The organism is Buttiauxella sp. AC038, from assembly GCF_979253565.1.
Map to the genome: position 1 here is coordinate 1,503,718 of NZ_CEEDCQ010000001.1, position 25,187 is coordinate 1,528,904.

Annotated in this window: 25 protein-coding genes; 18 read left to right on the forward strand and 7 right to left on the reverse strand. The window is 49.3% G+C overall.

The features are described 5' to 3' along the window. The first annotated feature begins 40 nt into the window (after nucleotides 1-40). From folC to hisP, 10 genes are all read left to right on the forward strand, one after another. The gene (gene folC, locus AC0IXI_RS07205; protein ID WP_134185129.1) at nucleotides 41-1,309 is read left to right on the forward strand and encodes a bifunctional tetrahydrofolate synthase/dihydrofolate synthase; all 1,269 of its coding nucleotides are present in this window, start codon (nucleotides 41-43) and stop codon (nucleotides 1,307-1,309) included. After that, nucleotides 1,299-2,027, forward strand: coding sequence for a cell division protein DedD (gene dedD / locus AC0IXI_RS07210; protein ID WP_064512743.1), 729 nt, complete (start codon nucleotides 1,299-1,301; stop codon nucleotides 2,025-2,027). The genes folC and dedD overlap by 11 nt, the downstream gene beginning before the upstream one ends. A 167-nt stretch (nucleotides 2,028-2,194) precedes the next feature. Then, on the forward strand, nucleotides 2,195-2,683 hold the full coding sequence (gene cvpA / locus AC0IXI_RS07215) for a colicin V production protein (protein WP_034458856.1): 489 nt from the start codon (nucleotides 2,195-2,197) through the stop codon (nucleotides 2,681-2,683). Nucleotides 2,684-2,774: 91 nt separating this feature from the next. Further along, on the forward strand, nucleotides 2,775-4,292 hold the full coding sequence (purF, locus tag AC0IXI_RS07220) for an amidophosphoribosyltransferase (RefSeq protein ID WP_471682175.1): 1,518 nt from the start codon (nucleotides 2,775-2,777) through the stop codon (nucleotides 4,290-4,292). Between the two features lie 110 nt (nucleotides 4,293-4,402). Then, entirely contained in the window at nucleotides 4,403-4,972 is a 570-nt protein-coding gene (locus tag AC0IXI_RS07225) for a UbiX family flavin prenyltransferase (protein ID WP_034458851.1), read from the forward strand. A 295-nt stretch (nucleotides 4,973-5,267) separates the two neighbouring features. Beyond that, nucleotides 5,268-6,050: a lysine/arginine/ornithine ABC transporter substrate-binding protein ArgT gene (argT, locus tag AC0IXI_RS07230; protein WP_064512740.1), complete on the forward strand. Its 783-nt coding sequence runs from the start codon at nucleotides 5,268-5,270 to the stop codon at nucleotides 6,048-6,050. A 297-nt stretch (nucleotides 6,051-6,347) separates the two neighbouring features. Continuing rightward, nucleotides 6,348-7,130 (forward strand): histidine ABC transporter substrate-binding protein HisJ, encoded by a 783-nt coding sequence (gene hisJ / locus AC0IXI_RS07235; RefSeq protein WP_034458847.1) that lies wholly within the window; start codon nucleotides 6,348-6,350, stop codon nucleotides 7,128-7,130. Nucleotides 7,131-7,204: 74 nt separating this feature from the next. Next, nucleotides 7,205-7,891, forward strand: coding sequence for a histidine ABC transporter permease HisQ (locus AC0IXI_RS07240; protein WP_134185133.1), 687 nt, complete (start codon nucleotides 7,205-7,207; stop codon nucleotides 7,889-7,891). Further along, entirely contained in the window at nucleotides 7,888-8,604 is a 717-nt protein-coding gene (locus AC0IXI_RS07245; protein WP_064512733.1) for an ABC transporter permease, read from the forward strand. Before AC0IXI_RS07240 ends, AC0IXI_RS07245 begins: the two co-directional genes overlap by 4 nt. A gap of 10 nt (nucleotides 8,605-8,614) precedes the next feature. Further along, complete coding sequence (hisP, locus tag AC0IXI_RS07250) at nucleotides 8,615-9,388, forward strand: histidine ABC transporter ATP-binding protein HisP (RefSeq protein WP_034458841.1); 774 nt, start codon at nucleotides 8,615-8,617, stop codon at nucleotides 9,386-9,388. 36 nt (nucleotides 9,389-9,424) lie between these two features. Here hisP and AC0IXI_RS07255 read toward each other — a convergent pair whose 3' ends face one another. The 3 genes from AC0IXI_RS07255 to yfcG form a co-directional block, all read right to left on the reverse strand. After that, nucleotides 9,425-10,318: a TIGR01777 family oxidoreductase gene (locus tag AC0IXI_RS07255; protein WP_471682176.1), complete on the reverse strand. Its 894-nt coding sequence runs from the start codon at nucleotides 10,316-10,318 to the stop codon at nucleotides 9,425-9,427. 22 nt (nucleotides 10,319-10,340) lie between these two features. After that, complete coding sequence (gene folX / locus AC0IXI_RS07260; protein ID WP_151995303.1) at nucleotides 10,341-10,706, reverse strand: dihydroneopterin triphosphate 2'-epimerase; 366 nt, start codon at nucleotides 10,704-10,706, stop codon at nucleotides 10,341-10,343. A 92-nt stretch (nucleotides 10,707-10,798) separates the two neighbouring features. Then, nucleotides 10,799-11,428 carry a GSH-dependent disulfide bond oxidoreductase gene (gene yfcG, locus AC0IXI_RS07265; protein ID WP_471682177.1) on the reverse strand — a complete coding sequence of 210 codons (630 nt, stop codon included), beginning with the start codon at nucleotides 11,426-11,428 and terminating at the stop codon, nucleotides 10,799-10,801. 151 nt (nucleotides 11,429-11,579) lie between these two features. Between yfcG and yfcF the strand changes: the two genes are divergently transcribed. From yfcF to yfcD, 3 genes are all read left to right on the forward strand, one after another. After that, nucleotides 11,580-12,224 carry a glutathione transferase gene (gene yfcF / locus AC0IXI_RS07270; protein WP_413498676.1) on the forward strand — a complete coding sequence of 215 codons (645 nt, stop codon included), beginning with the start codon at nucleotides 11,580-11,582 and terminating at the stop codon, nucleotides 12,222-12,224. A 56-nt stretch (nucleotides 12,225-12,280) separates the two neighbouring features. Beyond that, nucleotides 12,281-12,832, forward strand: a complete 552-nt coding sequence (gene yfcE, locus AC0IXI_RS07275; RefSeq protein WP_471682178.1) for a phosphodiesterase — start codon at nucleotides 12,281-12,283, stop codon at nucleotides 12,830-12,832. A 183-nt stretch (nucleotides 12,833-13,015) separates the two neighbouring features. Further along, the gene (gene yfcD, locus AC0IXI_RS07280) at nucleotides 13,016-13,561 is read left to right on the forward strand and encodes an NUDIX hydrolase YfcD (protein WP_471682179.1); all 546 of its coding nucleotides are present in this window, start codon (nucleotides 13,016-13,018) and stop codon (nucleotides 13,559-13,561) included. Between the two features lie 74 nt (nucleotides 13,562-13,635). On the opposite strand, the gene pta is transcribed toward yfcD, so the two are convergent. Both pta and ackA read right to left on the reverse strand, forming a co-directional pair. Next, entirely contained in the window at nucleotides 13,636-15,777 is a 2,142-nt protein-coding gene (gene pta / locus AC0IXI_RS07285; protein ID WP_064512699.1) for a phosphate acetyltransferase, read from the reverse strand. Between the two features lie 132 nt (nucleotides 15,778-15,909). Next, on the reverse strand, nucleotides 15,910-17,112 hold the full coding sequence (ackA, locus tag AC0IXI_RS07290) for an acetate kinase (protein WP_064512697.1): 1,203 nt from the start codon (nucleotides 17,110-17,112) through the stop codon (nucleotides 15,910-15,912). 336 nt (nucleotides 17,113-17,448) lie between these two features. On the opposite strand from ackA, the gene yfbV reads away from it, so the two are divergent. The 4 genes from yfbV to AC0IXI_RS07310 all read left to right on the forward strand — a co-directional run bounded on the left by yfbV (nucleotide 17,449) and on the right by AC0IXI_RS07310 (nucleotide 21,056). Continuing rightward, nucleotides 17,449-17,904, forward strand: coding sequence for a terminus macrodomain insulation protein YfbV (gene yfbV / locus AC0IXI_RS07295; RefSeq protein ID WP_134185150.1), 456 nt, complete (start codon nucleotides 17,449-17,451; stop codon nucleotides 17,902-17,904). A 72-nt stretch (nucleotides 17,905-17,976) separates the two neighbouring features. Next, the gene (locus AC0IXI_RS07300; RefSeq protein WP_034458818.1) at nucleotides 17,977-18,471 is read left to right on the forward strand and encodes a YfbU family protein; all 495 of its coding nucleotides are present in this window, start codon (nucleotides 17,977-17,979) and stop codon (nucleotides 18,469-18,471) included. Continuing rightward, the gene (locus tag AC0IXI_RS07305; protein WP_134185153.1) at nucleotides 18,464-19,144 is read left to right on the forward strand and encodes a sugar phosphatase; all 681 of its coding nucleotides are present in this window, start codon (nucleotides 18,464-18,466) and stop codon (nucleotides 19,142-19,144) included. Before AC0IXI_RS07300 ends, AC0IXI_RS07305 begins: the two co-directional genes overlap by 8 nt. 79 nt (nucleotides 19,145-19,223) lie before the next feature. Next, nucleotides 19,224-21,056: an SLC13 family permease gene (locus AC0IXI_RS07310; RefSeq protein ID WP_134185155.1), complete on the forward strand. Its 1,833-nt coding sequence runs from the start codon at nucleotides 19,224-19,226 to the stop codon at nucleotides 21,054-21,056. A 127-nt stretch (nucleotides 21,057-21,183) separates the two neighbouring features. On the opposite strand, the gene yfbR is transcribed toward AC0IXI_RS07310, so the two are convergent. Both yfbR and alaA read right to left on the reverse strand, forming a co-directional pair. Next, nucleotides 21,184-21,783: a 5'-deoxynucleotidase gene (gene yfbR / locus AC0IXI_RS07315; protein ID WP_064512688.1), complete on the reverse strand. Its 600-nt coding sequence runs from the start codon at nucleotides 21,781-21,783 to the stop codon at nucleotides 21,184-21,186. Between the two features lie 78 nt (nucleotides 21,784-21,861). After that, a complete protein-coding gene (alaA, locus tag AC0IXI_RS07320) occupies nucleotides 21,862-23,076 on the reverse strand; it encodes an alanine transaminase AlaA (protein WP_134185157.1) in 1,215 nt (404 codons plus the stop codon). A gap of 1,013 nt (nucleotides 23,077-24,089) precedes the next feature. Between alaA and lrhA the strand changes: the two genes are divergently transcribed. Further along, nucleotides 24,090-25,025, forward strand: a complete 936-nt coding sequence (gene lrhA / locus AC0IXI_RS07325; RefSeq protein WP_064512684.1) for a transcriptional regulator LrhA — start codon at nucleotides 24,090-24,092, stop codon at nucleotides 25,023-25,025. Nucleotides 25,026-25,187: the final 162 nt, after the last annotated feature.

Sequence of the window (25,187 nt, forward strand, 5' to 3'; positions counted from 1 at the left end):
TTTTCTTGAACCGATCCTCTCGGTAAGTAGAACGGGCATCATGGAAAAAATTCAAACGCCTCAAGCCACGTCGCCTCTGGCCACGTGGCTTTGTTATCTGGAAAATCTCCACTCAAAAACAATCGAGCTTGGTCTTGACCGCGTAAAAAAAGTTGCAGCGACGCTTGATGTCTTAAAACCTGCACCGACGGTGTTTACCGTGGCTGGAACCAATGGCAAAGGCACTACTTGTCGCACCCTGGAAAAGGTGTTGATGGCGGCGGGATATAGCGTTGGTGTCTACAGTTCACCGCATCTGGTGCGTTACACCGAGCGCGTGCGCGTACAAAGTGAAGAGCTGGACGAGGCATACCACACGGCGGCATTTGCACAAATTGAAGCCGCGCGTGGCGAAACATCGTTGACCTATTTTGAATACAGCACCTTGTCAGCGCTATTGTTGTTTAAGCAACTGGCTGTGGACGTGGTGATTCTTGAAGTCGGCCTGGGTGGTCGCCTGGATGCGACCAATATTGTCGATGCCGATGTAGCCGTTGTCACCAGTATCGCCCTTGATCACACAGACTGGCTGGGGCCAGACCGTGAAAGTATCGGACGTGAAAAAGCTGGGGTCTTCCGTGGTGGTAAACCTGCTGTGGTGGGCGAGCCAGATATGCCACACACTATTGCTGATGTAGCGGCTGAAAAGGGTGCTCATCTGCTGCGCCGTGATGTCGACTGGTCTTATCAAGTGGGTGAGAACAGCTGGAGTTTTAAAGACGCACAGGGTGAACTCAACGAGCTGCCTATGCCGTTAGTCCCACAGCCAAATGCGGCGACCGCATTGGCCGCGTTGCGTGCAAGCCAGCTAAATGTCAGTGTTGAAGCTATTATTCAAGGGATTAAAGAGGCGGCACTACCGGGCCGTTTCCAGATTATTTCGCAGGCCCCTTTGGTTATTCTCGATGTGGCGCATAATCCCCATGCGGCGGCCTATCTTGCCGGGCGCCTTGCGCAGCTACCCAAGCGTGGGCGAGTGTTGGCGGTAATTGGCATGCTCCATGACAAAGACATCGCCGGTACGCTGGCAAATTTGTCTCATCAAGTTGATAGCTGGTATTGTGCTCCTCTGGAAGGGCCACGCGGTGCGACGGCCGAGCAACTGATTGAGCATCTGGGCCAGGGTGAAGTCTACGGCACAGTGGCGCAAGCCTGGAATGCTGCGATGAGTGCAGCAACAGAGGATGATACCGTGCTGGTGTGTGGTTCATTTCATACAGTAGCCCACGTAATGGAAGCGCTGGACGCGGAGAAAACAGGTGGCGAGTAAGTTTCAAAATCGATTAGTAGGGACCATCATTTTGGTCGCACTGGGGGTCATTATCCTGCCAGGGCTGCTCGATGGTCAGAAAAAGCATTATCAGGATGAATTCGCAGCCATTCCTCTGGTTCCAAAACCAGGGGATACCGCTGAGCCGGATATGTTGCCTGTCGCAACTCAGGCACTCCCTTCTCAGCCACCTGAAGGTGCCGCAGAAGAGGTGAGAGCGGGTACGGCAGCAGCACCAGGATTAGATATCGCCTCATTGCCAAGTGATGGTGGTGCGGGTATTGATGAAGTTCCGGTCGCCCGTGCTCAACCAAAACCGCAACCTGTCGTTGAAAAGCCGAAACCTAAGCAGGTCGAAAAACCGCAGAGTAAGGCTGAGATTGATCAAACGGCAGAACGTCTGGCGATGATGAACGAAGAACCGCCAGCACCTGAGAAACCTGCGAAGCAAGAAACGACCGAACAAGCGCCAACCGGCAAAGCTTACGTCGTGCAACTAGGTGCATTAAAGAATGCCGACAAAGTGAATGAAATTGTTGGTAAACTACGCGGCGCTGGGTTCCGTGCTTACACGTCACCGTCGACACCAGTGCAGGGGAAAGTTACCCGTATTTTGGTGGGACCGGACGCTTCGAAAGACAAACTTAAGTCGTCTTTGGGCGAGCTGAATTCGCTTTCCGGGCTGAACGGTGTGGTCATGACTTACACGGCCAGATAAACCCGCAGAGCGGCGGGATTTAGGGCAAGTTTTTAATGGCGTTGAGCATTTTTTCAACGCCATTATTTATTTACGCGAGGGAAGGAAATCCCTACGCAAACGTTTTCTTTTTCTGTTAGAATGCGCCCCGAACTGGACGTCAGGGCGATTTGTCGTGAGATTTGTTCATGGTCTGGATAGATTACGCCATTATTGCAGTCATCGGTTTTTCGGCTCTGATTAGTGTTATTCGTGGGTTTGTGCGTGAAGCGTTATCGCTGGTGACCTGGGGTTGTGCTTTCTTTGTCGCCAGTCATTACTACACTTACCTGTCAGTCTGGTTCACAGGCTTTGAAGACGAACTGGTACGTAATGGAATAGCTATCGCGATACTCTTTATCGCGACACTCATTGTCGGTGCGATAGTCAATTATGTGATTAGCGCACTGGTTGAGAAAACCGGCCTGTCGGGTACAGACAGGGTGTTGGGGATCTGTTTCGGTGCTTTACGTGGAGCATTGATCGTCGCCGCCATTCTGTTCTTTCTTGATACGTTTACTGGTTTTTCGAAGAGTGACGACTGGCAAAAGTCGCAGCTTATCCCGCAATTCAGTTTCATCATCAGATGGTTCTTTGACTATCTGCAAAGCTCGTCAAGTTTCTTGCCTCGGCCTTAGGGCGGGGGTTATGGCTTAGAGTCTGATTTTTCTGGCTATTTTATTTTCAAATAACGCCAGAAAAACAGACTCACGATGAGGAAAAGACAACATGTGCGGTATTGTCGGTATCGCCGGTTTCATGCCGGTAAACCAGTCTATCTATGATGCGTTAACGGTGCTTCAGCATCGTGGACAAGATGCCGCAGGCATCGTCACCATTGATGCTTTAAACTGTTTTCGTCTACGCAAAGCTAATGGACTGGTGAGTGATGTATTTGGTGCCATTCACATGCAACGCTTACAAGGAAACATGGGCATTGGTCATGTGCGATACCCTACAGCGGGTAGTTCCAGCGCTTCTGAAGCCCAGCCTTTCTATGTTAACTCTCCGTACGGCATTACCCTTGCACACAACGGTAACCTGACTAACGCCCACGAACTGCGCCAGAAGCTGTTCGAAGAAAAGCGTCGTCACATTAACACCACTTCCGATTCTGAAATCCTGCTGAATATTTTCGCCAGTGAGCTGGATAACTTCCGCAACTATCCGCTGGAAGCAGACAACATTTTTGCCGCCATTGCCGCGACTAACCGCCAGATTCGTGGTGCTTATGCCTGTGTTGCGATGATCATCGGCCACGGTATGGTTGCCTTCCGCGATCCAAACGGCATCCGCCCACTCGTAATGGGCAAGCGTGATTTGAACGACGGTCGCACTGAATATATGGTGGCTTCCGAAAGCGTTGCGCTTGACACCCTGGGCTTCGAATTCCTGCGTGATGTCGCACCAGGTGAAGCGGTGTACATCACTGAGAAAGGGCAGTTGTTCACCCGCCAGTGTGCTGATAACCCAACCAGCAACCCTTGCCTATTCGAATACGTCTACTTCGCGCGTCCGGACTCCTTTATCGACAAGATTTCCGTTTACAGCGCACGCGTTGAGATGGGCAAAAAACTCGGTGAGAAAATTGCTCGCGAGTGGGAAGATCTGGATATCGATGTGGTTATCCCGATTCCAGAAACCTCCTGCGATATCGCGCTGGAAATCGCCCGTATTCTCGACAAGCCATATCGCCAGGGCTTCGTGAAGAACCGCTACGTTGGCCGTACCTTTATCATGCCGGGCCAGCAGCTGCGTCGTAAATCTGTACGTCGTAAACTCAACGCTAACCGTGCTGAGTTCCGCGATAAGAACGTTCTGCTGGTGGATGACTCCATCGTGCGTGGTACCACTTCTGAGCAAATTATCGAAATGGCACGTGAAGCCGGTGCGAAGAAAGTTTACCTCGCGTCAGCGGCACCGGAAATTCGTTTCCCGAACGTATACGGCATCGACATGCCAAGTGCTAACGAACTGATTGCTCACGGCCGTGAAGTTGACGAGATCCGTCAGTTGATTGGTGCCGATGGTCTTATTTTCCAGGATCTGAACGATCTGATTGAGGCTGTACGCGTTGAGAATCCGGATATCACGCAGTTTGAATGCTCGGTGTTCAACGGTATCTATGTGACCAAAGATGTGGATCACGAATACCTTGAATATCTTGAGTCACTGCGTAATGACGATTCACAAGCGATTGCCCGTCAGAACGAAGTGGAAAACTTAGAGATGCACAACGAGGGTTAAAGCCATCCTCACCTTAACCCTCTCCCGGAAGGAGAGGGTTACCATTTCTTGCATCCCTGCCCATCTTGCGGCAAAGTCAGCCCAGATAAACTCCTCGGGCGAACTAAAATATGAAACGGTTAATTGTTGGAATTTCAGGTGCCAGTGGTGCAATCTACGGTGTGCGACTACTTCAGGTACTGCAACAATTACCCGATATTGAAACTCACCTCATCCTTAGCAACGCTGCTCGCCAGACGCTCGCCTTAGAAACCGATATTTCCCTGCGCGAAGTTCAGGCTCTGGCTGATGTGGTTCATGACGCCCGCGATATCGCCGCCAGCCTCTCTTCAGGCTCTTTTAAGACGCACGGCATGGTGATATTACCCTGCTCAATCAAAACCCTTTCTGGCATTGTCCACAGCTATACCGATGGCCTGCTGACGCGTGCGGCAGATGTGGTGCTGAAAGAGCGCCGCCCGCTGGTGCTTTGTGTGCGTGAAACGCCGCTTCACCTTGGCCATTTGCGTTTAATGACTCAGGCCGCCGAATTAGGTGCTGTGATTATGCCGCCAATGCCGGCGTTTTATCATCGCCCGCAAAGCGTGCAGGACATCATCGACCAGACGGTCAATCGGGTACTCGACCAGTTTGATATTGAGCTACCACAGGACTTGTTCACCCGCTGGAACGGCGCATAAATATTGCGCCAGTGTGGTGCATCACAAAACCCTTCGCCTCAAAATGGGGCGATTTTGTAACCCCGATCACTTCCAGAACATTTATCCGCTATTTTCCACCGTTAATGCTTTTCCCTCATACCAGACCTGCTATCTTTCATTCTCGTGACAGAGTTGTAACTTTTATTTAACACAAAACCGCGCACTTTCTTCCACGCAAGAAAAAGTGGCATGGGAACTGCAACTCTGGTCTGCAACACAAAGCAAACACAACACGACGTTACACATAATAAGATCAGCCACCTGAGGGTTATGTATGAAAAAGCAAGTTCTCGCTCTGTCATTACTGCTTGGCCTGAGTGCCACCGCAAGTGTCTTCGCAGCCATTCCGCAGAGCATTCGTCTTGGTACGGACACCACATATGCACCGTTCTCATCTAAAGACGCGAAAGGGGATTTTGTTGGTTTCGATATCGATCTCGGCAATGAGTTGTGTAAACGCATCAATACTAAATGTACGTGGGTAGGAAGCGATTTTGATGCACTGATCCCATCGCTTAAAGCGAAGAAAATCGACGGTATCATCTCCTCGCTTTCCATTACTGAAAAGCGCCAGAAAGAGATTGCCTTCTCAGACAAACTTTACGCTGCTGATTCACGCCTGATTGCCGTTAAAGGCTCTCCGGTTCAGCCAACTCTTGAGTCACTCAAAGGCAAGCACATTGGTGTGTTGCAAGGCTCTACCCAAGAAGCATATGCCAACGCTGAATGGCGTAGCAAAGGTATTGATGTGGTGCCTTACGCTAACCAGGATCTGATCTATTCCGACCTGGCTGCTGGCCGCCTTGATGCGGCATTCCAGGATGAAACTGCTGCGAGCGAAGGCTTCCTGAAACTGCCTGCGGGTAAAGGCTATCAGTTTGCTGGCCCATCTGTGAAAAACAAACAGTACTTTGGTGACGGTACTGGTATTGGTTTGCGTAAAGATGACGTAGAGCTGAAAGCGGCCTTCGATAAAGCGCTGGCAGAAATGCGTAAAGACGGTACTTACGACAAATTTGCTAAGAAGTACTTCGATTTTAATGTTTACGGTGAATAACCTTATCCCGTAGTCTGTAGCCCGGTTATGGCTTTCATAGTCGGGCTGAATAGAATTGCAATCTAACCTGAAGCTGCTTGCACTCCGTTAGTGCAAATTATTGCTGATGCACCAAAATGGTGTTTTACTTGCATCCTATTGGTGCGGCATGCTTTTCAAGTGAAAGTGCTCCTGAAACAGGGCGCGCCATCCGCTTGAAAAAACACTATATTGGTATGCATAAATTGGCATGAAACATGCAATTTTATCCGGTTAAAAAGCAATCGCGCAAAATATACGGTCTACTCGAGGATAATTATGAACAAGCAGATCATCGCTCTTTCTTTGGTACTGGCATTTTCCAGTGTTTCCACAGCTTTCGCCGCAATTCCTAAAAATGTACGTATTGGTACTGACCCAACTTACGCACCGTTTGAGTCGAAAAACGCTCAAGGGGAATTAGTCGGTTTTGATATCGATTTGGCAAAAGAGCTCTGCAAACGCATCGAAACTAATTGTACCTTTGTGGAAAACCCACTGGATGCGTTGATCCCCTCGTTGAAAGCGAAAAAAATCGACGCGATTATGTCGTCGCTTTCTATTACTGAAAAACGCCAGCAAGAAATTGCCTTCACCGACAAACTGTACGCTGCAGACTCGCGTTTAGTGGTCGCGAAAGGTTCGCCGATTCAACCCACTCTTCAGTCTCTGAAAGGTAAGCGTGTCGGTGTGCTGCAAGGCACTACGCAAGAAACCTACGGTAATGAGCACTGGGCACCGAAAGGCATCGAAATTGTCTCTTACCAAGGCCAGGACTCTATTTACGCTGACCTGACGGCAGGCCGTATTGACGCCGCGTTCCAGGACGAAGTGGCTGCGAGCGAAGGCTTCCTGAAACAACCTGTTGGCGCAAATTACCAGTTCGGTGGACCATCAGTTAAAGACGACAAACTGTTTGGTGTTGGCACCGGTATGGGTTTGCGTAAAGACGATACCGAGCTGCGTGAAGCACTGAACAAAGCATTTGCTGAAATGCGCAAAGACGGAACTTACGAGAAGTTAGCGAAGAAATACTTCGACTTCGATGTTTACGGTGGTTAACAGTCACCAGTGGTTAAACCTGCCCGACACGGGCAGGTTAAGTTTGTGCAGACACTGACGACAGGATACGCACCATGCTGTACGGTTTTTCAGAAGTCATTTTTAAAGGGGCTGTCGTCACGCTGGAACTGGCGCTAAGCTCCGTTATCCTCGCCGTTATTATTGGCCTGGCGGGAGCTGGTGCCAAGTTGTCCAAAAATCGCCCGTTAGCCATGCTGTTTGAAGGCTACACCACGCTGATTCGCGGTGTGCCCGATCTGGTGTTGATGCTGCTGATTTTCTATGGCCTGCAAATGGCACTCAATGTGTTAACCGACTCGCTTGGCGTTGCTCAGTTTGATATTGACCCCATGGTCGCCGGTATCATTACCCTTGGTTTTATCTACGGTGCCTATTTTACCGAAACGTTCCGTGGCGCTTTTATGGCTGTTCCGAGAGGGCACATTGAAGCGGCAACTGCCTTTGGTTTTACCGGTTCGCAAACTTTCCGCCGCATTCTCTTCCCGGCCATGATGCGCTACGCGCTACCGGGCATTGGTAACAACTGGCAGGTTATTTTAAAAGCTACCGCGCTGGTCTCTTTGTTAGGGCTGGAAGATGTGGTGAAAGCCACGCAGCTTGCCGGGAAAAGCACCTGGCAGCCGTTCTACTTTGCGATTGTTGCCGGGATCATTTACCTGTTCTTTACCACGGTATCGAATGGTGTGTTGCTCTGGCTTGAACGCCGTTACTCGGTTGGCGTGAAGAGGGCTGAGCTATGATGGATATTTTCCATGAATATTGGAAGGCGCTGCTGTGGACTGATGGCTATCGGTTTACAGGGGTTGCCATTACGCTGTGGTTGTTGATTTCCTCGGTGGTGATGGGCGGGATTATGGCGCTGTTTCTGGCCATTGGCCGCGTCTCAAGCAACAAATTTATCGCCTTCCCAATCTGGCTGTTCACCTACATTTTCCGTGGCACACCGCTGTATGTGCAGTTGCTGGTGTTCTACTCCGGCATGTACACACTGGAAGTGGTGAAAGGCACTGTGCTGCTCAATGAGTTTTTCCGCAGCGGCCTGAACTGTACGGTGCTGGCGCTGACGCTGAATACTTGTGCGTACACCACCGAAATCTTTGCCGGGGCTATCCGTGCTGTACCGCATGGTGAAATTGAAGCCGGGCGCGCATATGGCTTCTCGCCATTCAAAATGTACCGCTGCATTATTTTGCCTTCTGCGCTGCGTATCGCGCTGCCTGCATACAGCAACGAAGTGATTTTGATGCTGCACTCCACAGCACTGGCGTTTACCGCCACGGTGCCGGATTTGCTGAAAATCGCCCGCGATATCAACTCCGCAACCTACCAGCCGTTTACCGCTTTTGGGATTGCAGCAGTGCTGTATCTGTGTATTTCTTATGTGCTGATTAGATTGTTCCGTAAGGCTGAGCAACGCTGGTTGCAGCATATTAAACCAAGCTCAACACATTGAGTGTTCAACGATGACTGATAAAAAATTAAGCGTTACCGATCTGCACAAGCGCTATGGCCAACATGAAGTGCTCAAAGGCGTTTCTTTACAGGCTAATGCTGGTGATGTGATAAGCATCATTGGTTCATCGGGCTCAGGCAAAAGTACCTTTTTGCGTTGCATTAACTTCCTCGAAAAACCGAGCGAAGGGACGATTGTTGTCAATAACCAGAATATTAACCTGGTGCGCGATACCGATGGGCAGCTGAAAGTTGCCGATAAAAATCAACTCCGTTTGCTACGTACACGCCTGACGATGGTGTTCCAACATTTCAACTTGTGGAGCCACATGACGGTGCTGGAAAACGTCATGGAAGCGCCGATTCAGGTGCTGGGTCTGAGCAAGCAAGAAGCGAAAGAGCGTGCGATTAAATATCTGGCGAAAGTGGGTATCGACGAGCGCCAGCAGATTAAATACCCGGTGCATCTTTCCGGCGGCCAGCAGCAGCGTGTTTCTATCGCCCGCGCACTGGCGATGGAACCTGAAGTGTTGTTGTTCGATGAACCGACTTCTGCGCTTGATCCTGAACTGGTAGGCGAAGTGCTGCGTATTATGCAGAAACTGGCCGAAGAGGGGAAAACGATGGTAGTGGTCACGCACGAGATGGATTTTGCGCGCCACGTTTCCAACCATGTAATTTTCTTGCATCAGGGCTTAATCGAGGAAGAGGGGACGCCGGAGGAGTTATTCGGGAATCCGAAAAGCGCCCGTTTGCAGCAGTTTTTGTCGGGCTCGTTGAAATAATACTGAAAGTCCCGCCGTTGCGGCGGGACTTGAATATTAACGCACTACATCCCCCAGTGCCTCTTCCAGATCATACCAACGGAAGCCAAACCCGGATTCTTCGAGCCGCTTTGGCAACGCGCGTTGCCCGCCTAATACCAACACCGACGATTCACCCATCATCATTCTGACGGCTGTTGCAGGTGCGCGTATAAATGCCGGGCGATTCAGTACATGGCCGAGAGCATGAGAGAACTGTTCGTTACGAACCGGATAGGGCGAAACCAAGTTAAACGGCCCGCGCAGGTCGTTATCCAACAGCCACAAAATGCCGTTCACCATATCGTCGATATGAATCCACGCCAGATATTGCCGCCCATCACCCATTGGCCCACCCAAACCTAAACGAAATATCGGCAGCAGTTTTGCCAGAATCCCGCCTTTGGGGGCTAACACTACGCCGGTACGCAGCAGGCAGACTCGCGTGTGCTCGCTCTGCGCGCCGCAGGCGATTTGCTCCCAACGGGCGCACAGCTTATGGGTAAATTCATTGTGTGGCGGTTCATCTTCGTTGACAACCACTTCACCGAGGTCACCGTAATATCCGGCGGCTGAGCCGGATATAAGCACTGATGGCGGCGTCTGGCTGGCTTTAAACAGCTCAACCAGGCGTTCGGTGATTTGCCAGCGGCTTTGGCACAAGCGCTGTTTTTGCGACTCGGTCCAGCGTTTGTCGGCAATCGGTTCGCCTGCAAGATTGATCACCGCATCGAACCCATCAAGATTCTGACGGTCGTTCAACCCTTTCCAGAATGTGACTTTGGGGTCAAAAAGCGTTCGCGCTTTGTCGGGATTTCTGGTGACGACCGTGACATCGTGCCCTAATTCCAGCAAGCGTGGTACCAGATGGCTGCCAATCAGGCCGGTTCCGCCGGTAATCAGTATCTGCATGCTCGTCTCCAGTTGATTGCGCTTACTTGCGCCAACTCATGGTCATTGATACCGAGTCGGCATAGCGCAGCGCGTGAAGTTTATCGATCTCTACTTCAGCATAAGATACCCACGGATGATCGCATGCGATGTCGAGCACATCCTGAGTTAATTTTTCCAATAATGAGAAGCGATGGTTCTCGACTAACTGGATGATTTGTTTAGTGATAGTGCGGTAATTCAGCGCGTCGTTGATATCTTCACTGGCGCGGGCTTTGTCCGCTGGGTAATGAATGGCGACGTTAATGACAATATCCTGGCGATTGGCAATTTCTTCTTCCTTGATACCAATGAAGGTGCGCAGGCGTAAATTTTTGATTCGAATAATCGCGTCTGGTTGTGGGGACATTGCAGGTGTGCTCCATGTAGTTATTTTCCATCGCAGACTATACCCAAATTAGATGAGGAAAAAAATTGCGCGCCTTGTCGGGCGCGCAGGGTTTAGTTTTGCTGCGCTTTCTCATAGGCGCGTTCGGTTGCCGGGCGCGAGCGGATACGCTCAAACCAATTTTGAACGGCAGGGAAGTGCTCCAGATTGATGCGTTGGCGTTCATGGGAAACCGTCCATGGATAAGTGGCAATATCAGCAATGCTGTATTCGTTACCGCCCAGCCATGGAGTCTTCTCAAGCTGCTTATTCAGAACGCCGTACAAGCGCTGGGTTTCAACCTGGTAACGCTCAATGGCGTAGGGGACGGGCTGTGGGGCGAAGTGATTAAAGTGATGATTCTGACCAAGCATTGGGCCAAAGCCACCCACTTGCCAGAATAGCCATTGCAGGGTGTGGACACGTTCGCGCAAGTCTTTACTTAATAGCTCGTTGGTCTTTTCTGCTAAATACAGCAGGATTTCACCGGATTCAAACAAGCTTAGTGGGCCGCCTCCATCCAAAGGGTGGTTGTCGATAATCGCCGGAATTTTATTGTTCGGAGAAATTGCTAAAAAGGCAGGCTGAAACTGATCTCCTTTGCCAATATCAATACGATGAATGGCATAGTCCAGGCCCGTCTCTTCCAGAAATAGCGTGATTTTGTGGCCGTTTGGTGTCGGTGCGTAGTAGAGGTCAATCATGTCATTCCCATCCTGATATCAGTATTTTTCTTAAACCTATGGAGTATAGACTTTTTGAAAAAAGTGCTTCGTAGATGAGGTTTGCTCAGGTGACAGTTGCCATTTTCCGCTATATGTTCAATAGCCTGGGAAACGAAATTATGGGGATATTATGAGCCAGCCGACAATAACACTTTGGTCCGATGCGAATTTTTTTAGCCCGTACGTAATGTCTGTCTACGTTGCACTCAAAGAGAAGGGCCTGAACTTTAACCTGCAAACGATTGATCTGAATAGCGGGCAAAACCTGCAACCTGGCTGGAAAGGCTATGATTTGACGCGCCGCGTTCCCACTTTAGAAGTCGATGATTTTCTAATAAGTGAATCCTCGGCCATTACTGAATATCTTGAAGAGCGTTTTGCTCCGCCAACCTGGGAACGGATTTATCCGCATGACCTGGAAAAACGTGCCCGTGCCCGGCAAATCCAGGCCTGGATCCGCAGCGATTTAATGCCAATTCGTGAAGAGCGTTCAACCGACGTGGTTTTCGCAGGCGTGAAGAAACCACCGCTGACGGAGAAAGGACAGATTGCGGCTCAAAAGCTTATAACGACGGTTGAAAATTTGTTGCCTGTCGGCCAACAAAATATTTTTGGCGAGTGGTCGATCGCCGATACCGACCTGGCACTGATGCTTAATCGTTTGATTCTCAATGGCGATGAAGTCCCTGAGCGGCTGGAAGAGTATGCAGCCTTCCAGTGGCAACGGGCTTCTGTGCAGCGTTTCTTGGCACTTTCCGCAAAGCATTCTGGCTGATTAGCCCCATAATTCGCTATGATAATTCCGCTTACCATTAACAGGAATAGGGCTTTATGAAGCTGATGTTTGCCTCGGATATTCACGGATCGTTACCCGCAACAGAGCAGGTGCTGACGCATTTCGAACGCAGTGGTGCTAAATGGTTAATATTGCTGGGTGATGTACTGAATCATGGGCCGCGAAATGCGCTACCGGTGGGCTACAATCCGGGCGCTGTTGCTGAGCGCTTCAACAGCATTGCAGACAGAATTATTGCGGTTCGTGGTAACTGTGACAGTGAAGTTGACCAGATGCTGCTTCATTTTCCGATTACTGCACCCTGGCAACAAATATTGATGGAGGACCAGCGTTTATTTGTGACGCACGGTCACCTGTATAACCCGGATAAATTGCCACCACTGGCAGAAAATGATGTTTTGGTTTTTGGTCATACTCATCTTCCACTGGCTGAGAAGCAAGACAGGGTCTATCTCTTTAATCCGGGCTCGGTGAGTATCCCTAAAGGCGGCTTTGAAGCGAGTTATGGCATGCTAAACGATGGTGTTCTGAGCGTTCACGCACTGAATAACGCTGGGGTTATTGCACAGGTCGAGATTACCCCGTAACTTACTTCAAAAATTAGACCCGTTAGCATTCGAGTTGCAGCCAGGCGGCAAGGGAACTTATCCCGATGAGTTTACTTGAGTAAGTGATTTGGGTAAGTGAGTTCAGCCAACGCCCCTGCGGCTTGAAGGATGACTGGTATAACCGATTATGCGCCAAAGAGCGCTCTGAATAAGGTTTCCCCAATGGCGGAACAGAGTCATTTTGTTGGCATGGAATGGGTAGATATTGTCAATGAAGACAATGAAGTAATCGCACAAGCAAGCCGCGAGCAAATGCGCGCGCAGCGTTTGCGCCATCGCGCGACTTATATCGTTGTGCATGACGGTATGGGTAAGATTTTGGTGCAGCGTCGTACCGAGACTAAAGATTTTATGCCGGGCATGCTGGATGCTACCGCTGGTGGCGTAGTCCAGGCTGATGAGCAACTGCTGGACTCAGCACGTCGTGAAGCTGAAGAGGAGTTGGGTATTGCCGGTGTGCCATTTGCCGAGCATGGTCAGTTCTACTTTGAGGACACCAACTGCCGCGTATGGGGAAGCCTGTTTAGCTGCGTTTCTCATGGCCCGTTTGCGTTGCAGGAAGAAGAAGTCAGCGAAGTATGCTGGATGTCGCCAGAAGAGATTACAGCCCGCTGTGACGACTTTACGCCGGACTCTCTTAAAGCACTGGCGTTGTGGATGACCCGCAATGCGAAGAATGAATCTCAGCACGCTGCTGCTGCGGAATAATTCATTTAGTTTTACCGGGTCACGCCAATAAAAAAGGCCGCTAATTTAGCGGCCTTTTTGCTTCTCAGAAGAACTTAGTCTTGTTGAGAAGACTGAATCGCAGTCAGAGCGATGGTGTAAACGATATCGTCTACCAGTGCGCCACGAGACAGGTCGTTGACTGGTTTACGCATACCTTGCAGCATTGGCCCGATGGAGATCAGGTCTGCTGAGCGCTGTACCGCTTTATAGGTGGTGTTACCGGTGTTCAGGTCTGGGAAGATGAACACGGTAGCGCGACCCGCAACCGGTGAGTTTGGCGCTTTGGATTTAGCAACGTCAGCCATAACTGCGGCGTCGTACTGCAACGGACCATCGATGACCAGGTCAGGACGTTTTTCTTGAGCAATACGTGTAGCTTCACGTACTTTCTCAACGTCGCTACCTGCACCAGAAGTGCCGGTGGAGTAGGACAGCATTGCAACGCGTGGATCGATACCGAATGCAGCAGCGGAATCCGCAGACTGAATAGCGATTTCTGCCAGTTGCTCAGCAGTTGGGTCCGGGTTGATCGCGCAGTCGCCGTAAACGTAAACCTGTTCTGGCAGCAGCATGAAGAACACAGAAGAAACCAAAGAGCTGCCTGGTGCAGTTTTGATCAGCTGCAACGGTGGACGAATGGTGTTCGCTGTAGTGTGAACAGCACCGGAAACCAGACCGTCAACTTCGTCTTGCTCGAGCATCAAAGTACCCAGCACAACGTTGTCTTCCAGTTGCTCACGCGCAACGGCTTCGGTCATGCCTTTGCTCTTACGCAGCTCAACCAGACGTGCAACGTAGCTCTCGCGAACCACTTCCGGATCCACGATTTCGATACCAGCACTCAGTTCAACACCTTGTGCAGCAGCAACACGGGTGATTTCATCCGGGTTACCCAACAGTACGCAAGTTGCGATACCACGTTCAGCACAGATAGATGCCGCTTTCACGGTACGTGGCTCTTCGCCTTCTGGCAGAACAACACGTTTGCCGGCTTTACGCGCCAGCTCAGTCAGCTGGTAACGGAACGCTGGAGGAGACAGACGACGGCTACGCTCAGAAGTTGCCGTCAGAGATTCAATCCAGTTTGCATCAATGTGGCTTGCCACATATTCCTGCACTTTCTCGATACGCTGATGGTCGTCAGTTGGGACTTCCAGGTTGAAGCTTTGCAGGCTCAGGGAAGTCTGCCAGGTGTTAGTGTCAACCATGAACAGCGGCAGGCCAGTTGCGAATGCACGCTCACACAGTTTGGTCACTCGTGGGTCCATTTCGTAACCGCCGGTCAGCAGAACTGCACCGATGTCCACACCGTTCATTGCAGCCAGGCACGCTGCAACCAGCACGTCTGGACGGTCTGCTGAAGTCACCAGCAAAGAACCTGGACGGAAGTGTTCCAGCATGTGCGGAATGCTACGCGCACAGAAGGTCACAGACTTCACGCGACGAGTTTTGATGTCGCCTTCGTTGATGATGGTTGCGTTCAGGTGACGCGCCATATCAATTGCACGAGTAGCAATCAGATCAAAGCTCCATGGCACACAGCCCAGAACTGGCAGCGGGCTGTCGGCAAACAGAGCTTTAGGATCGATATTCGCGATGCTCGCTTTAGTGGAGTCATCAAAAATTTCGGACAGATCAGGACGGGTACGACCCTGTTCATCAACTGGGGCATTCAATTTGTTAATGATAACGCCAGTGATGTTGGTATTTTTGCTGCCGCCGAAGCTGCTACGTGCCAGCTCGATACGCTCTTTCATCTGCTCTGGGGAGTTGTTGCCCAGCGACATAACGAAGACGATTTCAGCGTTCAGCGTTTTTGCGATTTCGTAGTTCAGAGACTGCGCAAACTGATGTTTACGAGTAGGAACCAGACCTTCAACCAGAACCACTTCAGCGTCTTTGCTGCTGGCGTGGAAGTTGGCAATGATCTCTTCCATCAGCACGTCTTGTTGGTTGCTCGACAGCAGCGACTCAACGTGATTCATGTGCAGCGGCTCAGCCGTTGGGATGTTGGAGTTAGCACGCACAATGCTGGTGGTTTGATCTGGAGTATCGTCACCGGTACGCGGTTGGGCGATAGGTTTGAAAACGCTAAGGCGAACGCCTTTTTGTTCCATAGCACGGATAACACCAAGGCTGACGCTGGTCAGGCCGACGCTAGTTCCGGTAGGGATCAACATAATAGTACGGGACACGGTATAACCTCTTTGTATATACCCGGCATAGTTCGGGTCGCAGAGGATTGCAGCAACTCGAATTATTTTGGGTATAGCCCTTTTCAGGGCTCAGAAAACAACACCGCCAGCGAAGGCTGGCGGTAAGGAGAATCAAGCGGTCAGGCGAGATGCATCCTGAGCGATAACCAGTTCTTCGTTGGTCGGAATGACCATCGCAGGAACGGTACCCTCTTTGTTGATGTAGCCTGATTTGCCGAAACGAGCAGCCAGGTTGCGTTCGTGGTCAACTTCAAAGCCCAGAACACCCAGTTTGCCCAGAGACAGTTCACGTACCATGGCAGCGTTTTCACCGATACCACCAGTGAACACAACGCCGTCCAGACGACCTTCCATCAGTGCAGTGTAAGAACCGATGTATTTCGCCAGACGATGGCAGAACACGTCCATTGCACGTTTAGCATCTTCTTTAGTGGTGTAGTTGTCTTCAACATAACGGCAGTCGCTGGTGACTTCAGTCAGACCCAACAGGCCAGACTCTTTGGTCAGCATTTTGTTGATGTCATCAACGCTCATGCCCAGGGAGTCGTGCAGGTGGAAGATGATAGCTGGATCGATGTCACCAGAACGGGTGCCCATTACCAGACCTTCCAGTGGTGTCAGACCCATGGAGGTGTCAACACACTTGCCGTTACGGATAGCAGAAACAGAACCGCCGTTGCCCAGGTGGCAAGTGATCAGGTTCACTTCTTCCACTGGCTTGTTCAGCATTTTTGCGGCTTCTTGAGTCACATAGAAGTGGCTAGTGCCGTGTGCGCCGTAACGACGAACACCATGCTCTCTGTACAGGTTGTACGGCAGAGCATAGAGGTAAGATTCTTCTGGCATGGTCTGATGGAACGCGGTGTCAAACACAGCAACGTTTTTATCAGCCAGTTTAGGGAAAGATTTCAGTGCTTCAGCAATACCGATCAGGTGTGCCGGGTTATGCAGTGGTGCAAAAGAAGCAGTATCTTTGATACCCTGAATCACGGTCTCGTCGATAACGACGGAGCTGGTGTACTTCTCGCCGCCGTGAACAACACGGTGGCCGATAGCAGTCAGCTGCTCGGACAATTCAGGTTTTTGTGCCAGAATGGTATTAACCATAAAGTTAAGAGCTTCGCTGTGAGCGGCGCCTGCACCCAAAGCCGCTTCTTGTTTACCGCCATCCATTTTCCACTTGATACGTGCTTCAGGAAGATGGAAACATTCGGCTAAACCAGAAAGGTACTCGTCACCGTTTACTGCATCAATGATTGCAAATTTCAGTGAAGAGCTACCGCAGTTCAGAACCAGTACTAACTTACTCGACATGGAAGTACCTACTATTAATATGTGGCTAAAAAAACGTCAGTTAGTCTCTCAGCGTAGCGCATGATGAGCCTGACATTTATGATTAACGTCATGCCAGAAGCGTTTTTTTGGCATGACGAATAAATACTCTAGAGTTTACGCCATGTTGCGCGATTTTTCGGCAACGGCTGACTGAGCAAAAAATTGACAACCTGCGGTTTCCCTTCTACGGCCATCAAGGCCGGCACAGGATACCCGATTGCAGCAGCTAAAGACAAAAGATTTTGAACCATGTAATTTAGAGTTGTTGTTTTGCACAAAAATTTTATTTTTTATATGTGAAGTTGAGGTAAAGCCATGTCGACACCCCTAAAAAGCCACGCCAGCTGGTTTAGCATGTTCAGCCGTGGGCAACACTATTCTAAGACCTGGCCTGTCGATAAACGCCTCGCGCCAGTCTTTGTAGAAAATCGTGTTATCCGCGCCACACGTTTTGCCATCCGCTTTATGCCCCCACTTGCTGTGTTTACGCTTACCTGGCAGATTGCCCTTGGCGGCCAACTTGGCCCCGCAGTCGCAACCGCGTTATTCGCCTGTAGCTTACCAATGCAGGGTTTATGGTGGCTAGGTAAGCGCTCAGTTACGCCACTGCCGCCGACCATTTTGAGCTGGTTCTACGAAGTGCGCGGCAAATTACAGGAAGCAGGGCAGGCGCTAACACCGATTGAAGGCAAGCCAGATTACCAGGCGCTCGCTGAAGTACTGAAACGTGCGTTTAAGCAGTTGGATAAAACTTTTCTTGATGATTTGTAAAATCCCTGCCGTTACGCATATATAGAAGGATATTTTTTCGCAGGAGTGATTCTGCGCAACAGGAGCTAAGAAATGGAAATGACTAACGCCCAGCGTCTGATTTTATCTAATCAGTACAAAATGATGACCATGCTCGATCCAGACAACGCCGAGCGTTATCGTCGCCTGCAAACGATCATTGAGCGCGGTTACGGCCTGCAAATGCGCGAGCTGGATCGTGAGTTTGGTGAGTTGACGGAAGAAACTTGCCGCACTGTCATCGACATTATGGAGATGTACCACGCGCTGCACGTCTCCTGGACGAACCTGAAGGATAACCAGGAAATTGACGAACGCCGTGTCACATTCCTCGGCTTCGATGCGGCAACTGAAGCTCGATTCCTGGGATATGTTCGATTTATGGTCAATATTGAAGGCCGTTACGCGCATTTTGACGCGGGTACTCATGGCTTTAACGCGCAGACTCCAATGTGGGAAAAATATCAGCGTATGTTGAAAGTGTGGCAGTCCTGCCCACGTCAGTATCATTTAAGTGTGAATGAGATCGCGCAGATTATTAATGCCTGAGGGGAGACGCGTCGTGAAGTGCAAAGGTTTCTTGTTTGATTTGGATGGGACTCTGGTTGACTCCCTGCCAGCGGTTGAGCGTGCATGGATTAACTGGGCTAAGCGTTTCGATATTTCGCCGCAAGAAGTATTAGGCTTCATTCATGGTAAGCAGGCGATAACTTCGCTGCGTCATTTTATGGCGGGAGCGTCTGAAGAAGAGATCCAGCAGGAGTTTTTCCGTCTTGAGAAAATCGAGTCTGAAGATACCGACGGTATTGTGGCATTGCCAGGGGCTGTTGAGCTGTTGACTCATCTGAACGAAGCGGGCATTCCATGGGCTATCGTGACCTCTGGTTCATTACCTGTGGCTTCAGCTCGTCGTGCTGCAGGCGGATTGCCAGAGCCTGAAGTGCTTGTTACGGCTGAACGTGTCGCCCGAGGCAAACCTGAACCGGATGCCTACTTACTCGGTGCGCAATTATTAGGTTTAGAGCCTGAAGAATGCGCTGTCGTAGAAGATGCGCCAGCTGGTGTACTTTCTGGTCTGGCTGCAGGTTGCCATGTTATCGCAGTCAATGCACCGGCCGATACACCACGGCTTGAGCATGTCGACTATGCTCTGCATTCGTTGACTGAGCTTCTGGTTCAGAAGCTGCCAGATGGCACAGTCGAAGTGCTTAGAAAACACTAAACACATGATTTAGCCCCGCGATTGCGGGGCTTTTTTATGGCAAAATTTTTCCCCCTGAGACAACCACAAAGGATTTGTTTTGAACTCAGAATTGATTTGGGTCTTATCACTATTAGCAATTGCGGTGGTGTTATTCGCCATTGGAAAAGTGCGTATGGATGCGATCGCTTTACTTGTCATTATTGCGTTTGTCCTCAGTGGCACACTTACTCTCAACGAAGCCTTCTCAGGTTTTAGCGATCCCAACGTTATTCTTATTGCCGCACTCTTTATTATTGGCGATGGCCTTGTACGCACGGGTGTAGCCACAAAAATGGGTTCGTGGCTGGTGGATGTTGCGGGTAGCAGCGAAACAAAAATGCTGGTTTTGCTGATGCTCACCGTTGCGGGGCTTGGCGCATTTATGAGTTCAACGGGTGTGGTCGCAATATTTATCCCCGTGGTACTTAGTGTTTCAATGCGCATGAAAACCTCGCCATCGCGTTTAATGATGCCTCTCAGTTTTGCCGGGTTAATTAGCGGCATGATGACGCTGGTCGCAACACCACCCAATCTGGTCGTAAATAGCGAATTGCTGCGTGAAGGGTTGCAGGGCTTCCATTTCTTTAGCGTTACGCCTATTGGCCTGGTCATCTTATTGCTGGGTATCGGCTATATGCTGATTGCGCGTTTTGCACTAAAAGGGCAGAACAAAGACGATGGCAAGCAAGACTGGCGCCGCCGTACGTTTCGCGATCTAATTAAAGATTACCGGCTGACTGGCCGTGCGCGTCGTCTCGCAATTCGCCCAGGTTCACCGATGGTTGGGCGCCGTCTTGATGATTTAAAACTGCGAGAGCGTTATGGCGCAAACGTGATTGGCCTTGAACGCTGGCGCAAATTCCGCCGGGTTATCGTCAATGTCACTGGCGTCACTGAATTTCGCGCTCGTGACGTGCTGTTGATTGATATGTCAGCTTCTGAAGTTGATTTACGCGAGTTTTGTAGCGAGCAGATGCTTGAGCCGATGGTTTTGCGCGGTGAGTATTTTTCAGACCAGGCGCTGGATGTGGGGATGGCCGAAGTCTCGCTGATCCCTGAGTCTGAGCTAATCGGACAAACGCTGCGCGAAATCGGCTTCCGTACGCGCTACGGCCTGAATGTCGTTGGGTTACGCCGTAATGGCGAAGCGATGGAAGGCTTGCTGGTGGATGAAGCCTTGCAACTTGGCGATATCTTGCTGGTGGTGGGTGACTGGAAACTGATCAGCCAGTTGCAACTCAAAGGCCGCGATTTCCTGGTACTTAACTTACCCGTGGAAGAGGGCGAAGCCTCGCCTGCGCATAGCCAGGCTCCGCATGCTATTTTCTGCCTGGCGTTGATGGTTGCACTGATGCTGACCGATGAAATTCCTAACACCATCGCGGCTATTATTGCCTGTTTGCTGATGGGCAAGTTCCGCTGTATTGATATGGAAAGCGCGTATAAAGCAGTGCACTGGCCGAGTATTATTTTGATTGTCGGCATGATGCCTTTCGCCCTTGCACTGCAAAAAACGGGCGGGGTGGATTTAATTGTTAATGGGTTAATGAGCCTGGGTGGCGGCTACGGTCCGCACATGATGCTGATTTGCCTGTTTGTGATGTGTGCCGCGATTGGCTTGTTTATTTCAAATACGGCGACTGCGGTGTTAATGGCGCCTATTGCGTTAGCCGCGGCAAAATCGATGGGTGTTTCCCCTTATCCATTTGCGATGATCGTTGCACTAGCCGCATCCGCTGCATTCATGACACCAGTATCATCGCCGGTTAATACGCTTGTTCTGGGGCCGGGAAATTATAAGTTCAGCGATTTTGTGAAGATGGGCGTGCCATTTACCGTGATTGTGATGGTGGTGAGTGTGGTGATGGTGCCGATGTTATTCCCGTTTTAATACCCTTCATACTTGAAGCCGCATCTTTGTTGGCAGCGTTTACAAACCCCAGTCACTTACTTTGATAAGTGACTGGGGATTTGCTCTCTTGCCGCCTCAAAGCAGCTCCAATTATTTTGGGTATAGGTTAAAGCGGTGAATCCTGGCTAATCTCATCGAGTGAAAGCTGGAAGCTTGGCACAAAGACATTCATAAAATAGTCCATCTCTTCGCTGTGACGGTCAGCCAGCGTTTTCTCGAGCCTGCTTTTAGCCAGTAAAAATTCATTGTTACCGGCAGAGAGCTCTTCCAGACATTTTAGATAGGCGCATAACGCATCGGCTTGCTTGACGATGGCGCGCTCCTCGTCGCTGCTCTGATGCTCATCAATCAGTGGTGCCCAGATGTCACGTAACTCTTCAGGCACCATATCGATCAATTTCTGTTGGGCTATTTTCTCGATAGCTTTGTATTCATGAGCAATTTGCGTGTTGAAATACTTCACCGGCGTTGGTAAATCCCCCGTAAGAACCTCACTGACATCGTGATACATTGCAAGCAGGGCGACATGTTCGGCGTTAATTTGGCCGTTGAATTTACGATTCTTAATCACGGCTAATGCATGAGCGACCATTGCAACTTGCAGGCTATGCTCCGAAACATTTTCGGTACGCACATTACGCATCAGCGGCCAACGATTGATTAATTTCAGGCGTGAAAGGTGGGCAAAGAAATGGCTTTGGCTCATAGATACACTCGGTACGTAAGCAAAGAAAACCATTGTGCGGGGAGTCGGGGGAAGATGCAAACATCTCCCCCGTGAGAATTATTGGTGGTAATGGCCGAGGAAACGACCAAATTTATTGATGGCCATTTCCAGCTCATCAACACGCGGTAAAGTCACGATACGTACGTGATCAGGCCACGGCCAGTTAAATGCTGTTCCTTGAACCAAAAGCACTTTTTCTTGCAATAAGAAATCCAGCACCATTTTTTGGTCATCGTGGATATTAAAACGTTTAGCATCGATTTTCGGGAACATATAGAGCGCGCCCTGCGGTTTCACACATGAAACACCAGGAATATCGTTAATCAGCTCCCACGCACGGTTACGCTGTTCGTATAGACGCCCGCCGGGTGCGATAAATTCACTGATACTCTGATAACCGCCTAAAGCAGTCTGAATTGCATGCTGAGCAGGCACGTTCGCGCACAGACGCATCGACGCGAGCATCTCCAGCCCTTCGATATAACCCTTGGCGTGCTTCTTCGGCCCATTCAGAACCATCCAGCCCTGGCGGAACCCGGCAACACGATAAGTTTTGGACAGCCCATTAAAGGTCACTGTTAGCAGGTCTGGGGCCAGTGCTGCAATTGAATGGTGTTGTGCCGCGTCGTACAGAATCTTGTCGTAGATTTCATCAGCGAAAATAATCAAATTATGCTGACGCGCAATTTCTACAACTTCCAGCAACAACTCTTTAGAGTAAACGGCACCGGTTGGGTTGTTCGGGTTAATAATCACGATGCCGCGAGTGCGTGGTGTGATTTTAGCGCGAATATCGTCAAGGTCTGGGAACCAGCCTGCCGACTCATCACATAAATAGTGAACGGCTTTACCACTAGAAAGCGAAACTGCCGCGGTCCACAAAGGGTAATCAGGTGCTGGTACCAGCATCTCATCACCGCTGTTCAGCAATGCTTGCATCGATTGAACAATCAGCTCAGAAACACCGTTGCCGATGTAAATATCTTCAACTGTCACGTCCCGCATTTCACGAGCCTGATAATGCTGCATGATGGCTTTACGTGCGGTATAGAGTCCTTTCGAGTCGCAGTAACCCTGAGCAGTAGGCAGATTACGAATCACATCGACAAGAATTTCATCCGGGGCATCAAAGCCAAATGGCGCGGGGTTGCCAATATTCAGCTTGAGGACTTTATTCCCTTCTTCTTCAAGACGCTTAGCCTCCTTGAGTACTGGGCCACGGATGTCATAACAGACGTTATCAAGTTTGCTGGATTTTTCGATAGGGGACATGAACCTGACCTTTAATGTTAACGCCACTTCCTGCCGTGGAAGCGACCAGGCAACAAATGTACTCCTGCCACGCCCAGATTTGAAGGCAGTCCGAGCGCCAGACTGCAATTTATCTTTCAATTTAGGCACAAGCAGAAAAACCAATTGAATAGCTAATGATTGGAGTAAAGTATTGATAATTTGATTTATGTTAGATGAAAATATAAATAAATAACAATTTTGCAATCCAATTAACTGGTGTAGTGCTGGTGTTGTAGTGGGTAATGCTGAGTGAATTGAGAATTAAATTGAGTGATAGTTAAGGAAAATTGAATGTTTATGCTTGAGGTTAAAAGAAGTTCACTAATGTGAGTTAATAATATGTATATAAAAATAACTCTGAGTGTCATTAATATAACCTAAGAATAGAGTTAAGTTACTTCTCTTTTACCTGGTATAGCTTCAGGGATTTTTATGAATAACCTATTGAAGAGTGAAATGAAAAAGGAGAATGAGATCAGATAATTCGCAACAAAACTTATGGAATGGCATGATTTGCGGTAAGATATGGTACTGAAAATGACGAGTGTCTATTTTTGGACATAATGAAACTCTATGTTTTACTGTGGGTTAGTATATAACCATTGTACTTTGGTAATTGTCCGTGCAGCAAAAATGACATAGAGAAAACTTTCATTGCACTTACCCTCGTAACCGCAAAAAGTTGAATAACTAAAACTCAGTACTGAAGCAGGCTTACAATAATTACTCAGTTTTAATTTAAGTGACTAGAACAATAAGACGAATGTTTGTATGTTGGTTATGGCGGTATAATATTTCCTGGAATATGTGAGCTACATTATTGGCCTGCATGCACCAGGGTGCATGAAAAATAAAAAGTCAGAACGACTGTCAGGATGACGGTATGGCCCCTCGGGAGACGTTCTGTAAAAGGGAATTGCTTTATCTTTTTGATAAATCACAGCAATAAAACTAAGGCAGACTCGTAAGAGCAACCTACTAGTGAAAAAATTATGATTAACGCAAATCGTCCGATACTAAATCTCGACCTCGATCTGCTAAGGACTTTTGTTGCCGTAGCGGATTTGAATACTTTTGCTGCGGCGGCAGTTGCGGTTTGCCGTACGCAATCGGCTGTAAGCCAGCAGATGCAGCGTCTTGAACAGTTAGTAGGAAAAGAGCTCTTTGCCCGTCATGGTCGTAATAAGCTGCTGACCGAGCATGGAATTCAGCTTCTGGGTTATGCGCGAAAAATTCTACGCTTTAATGATGAAGCATGTACGTCACTGATGTTTAGTAATTTGCAAGGTGTGCTCACGATTGGTGCATCTGATGAAACCGCGGATACCATTCTGCCTTTCTTGCTTAACCGAATAAGCTCGGTTTACCCAAAGCTGGCGTTGGATGTCCGAGTTAAACGTAATCCATTTATGGTTGAAATGCTTAATCAGCAGGAAGTTGATTTGGTTGTCACCACATCAAAACCCGCGCATTTTGAATCCATTGTCTTACGTACTTCACCCACTTTATGGTATTGCGCATCGGACTACGTCTTCCAGAAAGGTGAAACCGTACCTTTAGTCATGCTCGACGATCCGAGTCCTTACCGGGATATGATGCTTGAGCATTTGAATGCAGAGCGTATTCCCTGGCGTATTGCGTATGTTGCTTCCACTCTTTCGGCAGTGCGTGCTGCTGTGAAAGCCGGACTGGGTGTGACTGCTCGGCCTGTTGAAATGATGAGCCCTGAATTGCGTGTGCTGGGTAATGCTGATGGCTTACCGGTTATGCCAGATACTCAATACTTGTTGTGCCGTAATGTGCAAACCAGTAATGATTTGGCTCAGGCTATCTTTAGTGCTCTGGAATCAAACCCTAATCCATACCGTTACATGACTTCGTCAGATGAAGATGGTGATACCGTGCTAATGGAGCGTGATTTCGAGTAATGCCTTCGGTTTGTTAGTAACAAAATATGAAATTCGAAAACAGGTCGTTGAGGTCAATTTTTGACTCAGTGGCCTGTTTTTTAATCACTGCAAGTTGTGTTTATTACTAATTTGTAAAAACATGTTTTAAAACAATCTGCTTCATAGCGCCCTAGATACCTA

Excerpts from the sequence above, each read along its gene's own strand:
- hisP (WP_034458841.1), top strand. The coding sequence starts at position 8,615 with ATGACTGATAAAAAATTAAGCGTTACCGATCTGCACAAGCGCTATGGC.
- ackA (WP_064512697.1), bottom strand. The coding sequence starts at position 17,112 with ATGTCGAGTAAGTTAGTACTGGTTCTGAACTGCGGTAGCTCTTCACTG.
- yfbR (WP_064512688.1), bottom strand. The coding sequence starts at position 21,783 with ATGAGCCAAAGCCATTTCTTTGCCCACCTTTCACGCCTGAAATTAATC.
- AC0IXI_RS07245 (WP_064512733.1), top strand. The coding sequence starts at position 7,888 with ATGATGGATATTTTCCATGAATATTGGAAGGCGCTGCTGTGGACTGAT.
- folX (WP_151995303.1), bottom strand. The coding sequence starts at position 10,706 with ATGTCCCCACAACCAGACGCGATTATTCGAATCAAAAATTTACGCCTG.
- purF (WP_471682175.1), top strand. The coding sequence starts at position 2,775 with ATGTGCGGTATTGTCGGTATCGCCGGTTTCATGCCGGTAAACCAGTCT.
- AC0IXI_RS07240 (WP_134185133.1), top strand. The coding sequence starts at position 7,205 with ATGCTGTACGGTTTTTCAGAAGTCATTTTTAAAGGGGCTGTCGTCACG.
- cvpA (WP_034458856.1), top strand. The coding sequence starts at position 2,195 with ATGGTCTGGATAGATTACGCCATTATTGCAGTCATCGGTTTTTCGGCT.
- hisJ (WP_034458847.1), top strand. The coding sequence starts at position 6,348 with ATGAACAAGCAGATCATCGCTCTTTCTTTGGTACTGGCATTTTCCAGT.
- folC (WP_134185129.1), top strand. The coding sequence starts at position 41 with ATGGAAAAAATTCAAACGCCTCAAGCCACGTCGCCTCTGGCCACGTGG.
- yfcE (WP_471682178.1), top strand. The coding sequence starts at position 12,281 with ATGAAGCTGATGTTTGCCTCGGATATTCACGGATCGTTACCCGCAACA.
- yfbV (WP_134185150.1), top strand. The coding sequence starts at position 17,449 with ATGTCGACACCCCTAAAAAGCCACGCCAGCTGGTTTAGCATGTTCAGC.
- yfcG (WP_471682177.1), bottom strand. The coding sequence starts at position 11,428 with ATGATTGACCTCTACTACGCACCGACACCAAACGGCCACAAAATCACG.
- AC0IXI_RS07300 (WP_034458818.1), top strand. The coding sequence starts at position 17,977 with ATGGAAATGACTAACGCCCAGCGTCTGATTTTATCTAATCAGTACAAA.
- lrhA (WP_064512684.1), top strand. The coding sequence starts at position 24,090 with ATGATTAACGCAAATCGTCCGATACTAAATCTCGACCTCGATCTGCTA.
- yfcD (WP_471682179.1), top strand. The coding sequence starts at position 13,016 with ATGGCGGAACAGAGTCATTTTGTTGGCATGGAATGGGTAGATATTGTC.
- yfcF (WP_413498676.1), top strand. The coding sequence starts at position 11,580 with ATGAGCCAGCCGACAATAACACTTTGGTCCGATGCGAATTTTTTTAGC.
- AC0IXI_RS07305 (WP_134185153.1), top strand. The coding sequence starts at position 18,464 with ATGCCTGAGGGGAGACGCGTCGTGAAGTGCAAAGGTTTCTTGTTTGAT.
- argT (WP_064512740.1), top strand. The coding sequence starts at position 5,268 with ATGAAAAAGCAAGTTCTCGCTCTGTCATTACTGCTTGGCCTGAGTGCC.
- alaA (WP_134185157.1), bottom strand. The coding sequence starts at position 23,076 with ATGTCCCCTATCGAAAAATCCAGCAAACTTGATAACGTCTGTTATGAC.
- AC0IXI_RS07255 (WP_471682176.1), bottom strand. The coding sequence starts at position 10,318 with ATGCAGATACTGATTACCGGCGGAACCGGCCTGATTGGCAGCCATCTG.
- AC0IXI_RS07225 (WP_034458851.1), top strand. The coding sequence starts at position 4,403 with ATGAAACGGTTAATTGTTGGAATTTCAGGTGCCAGTGGTGCAATCTAC.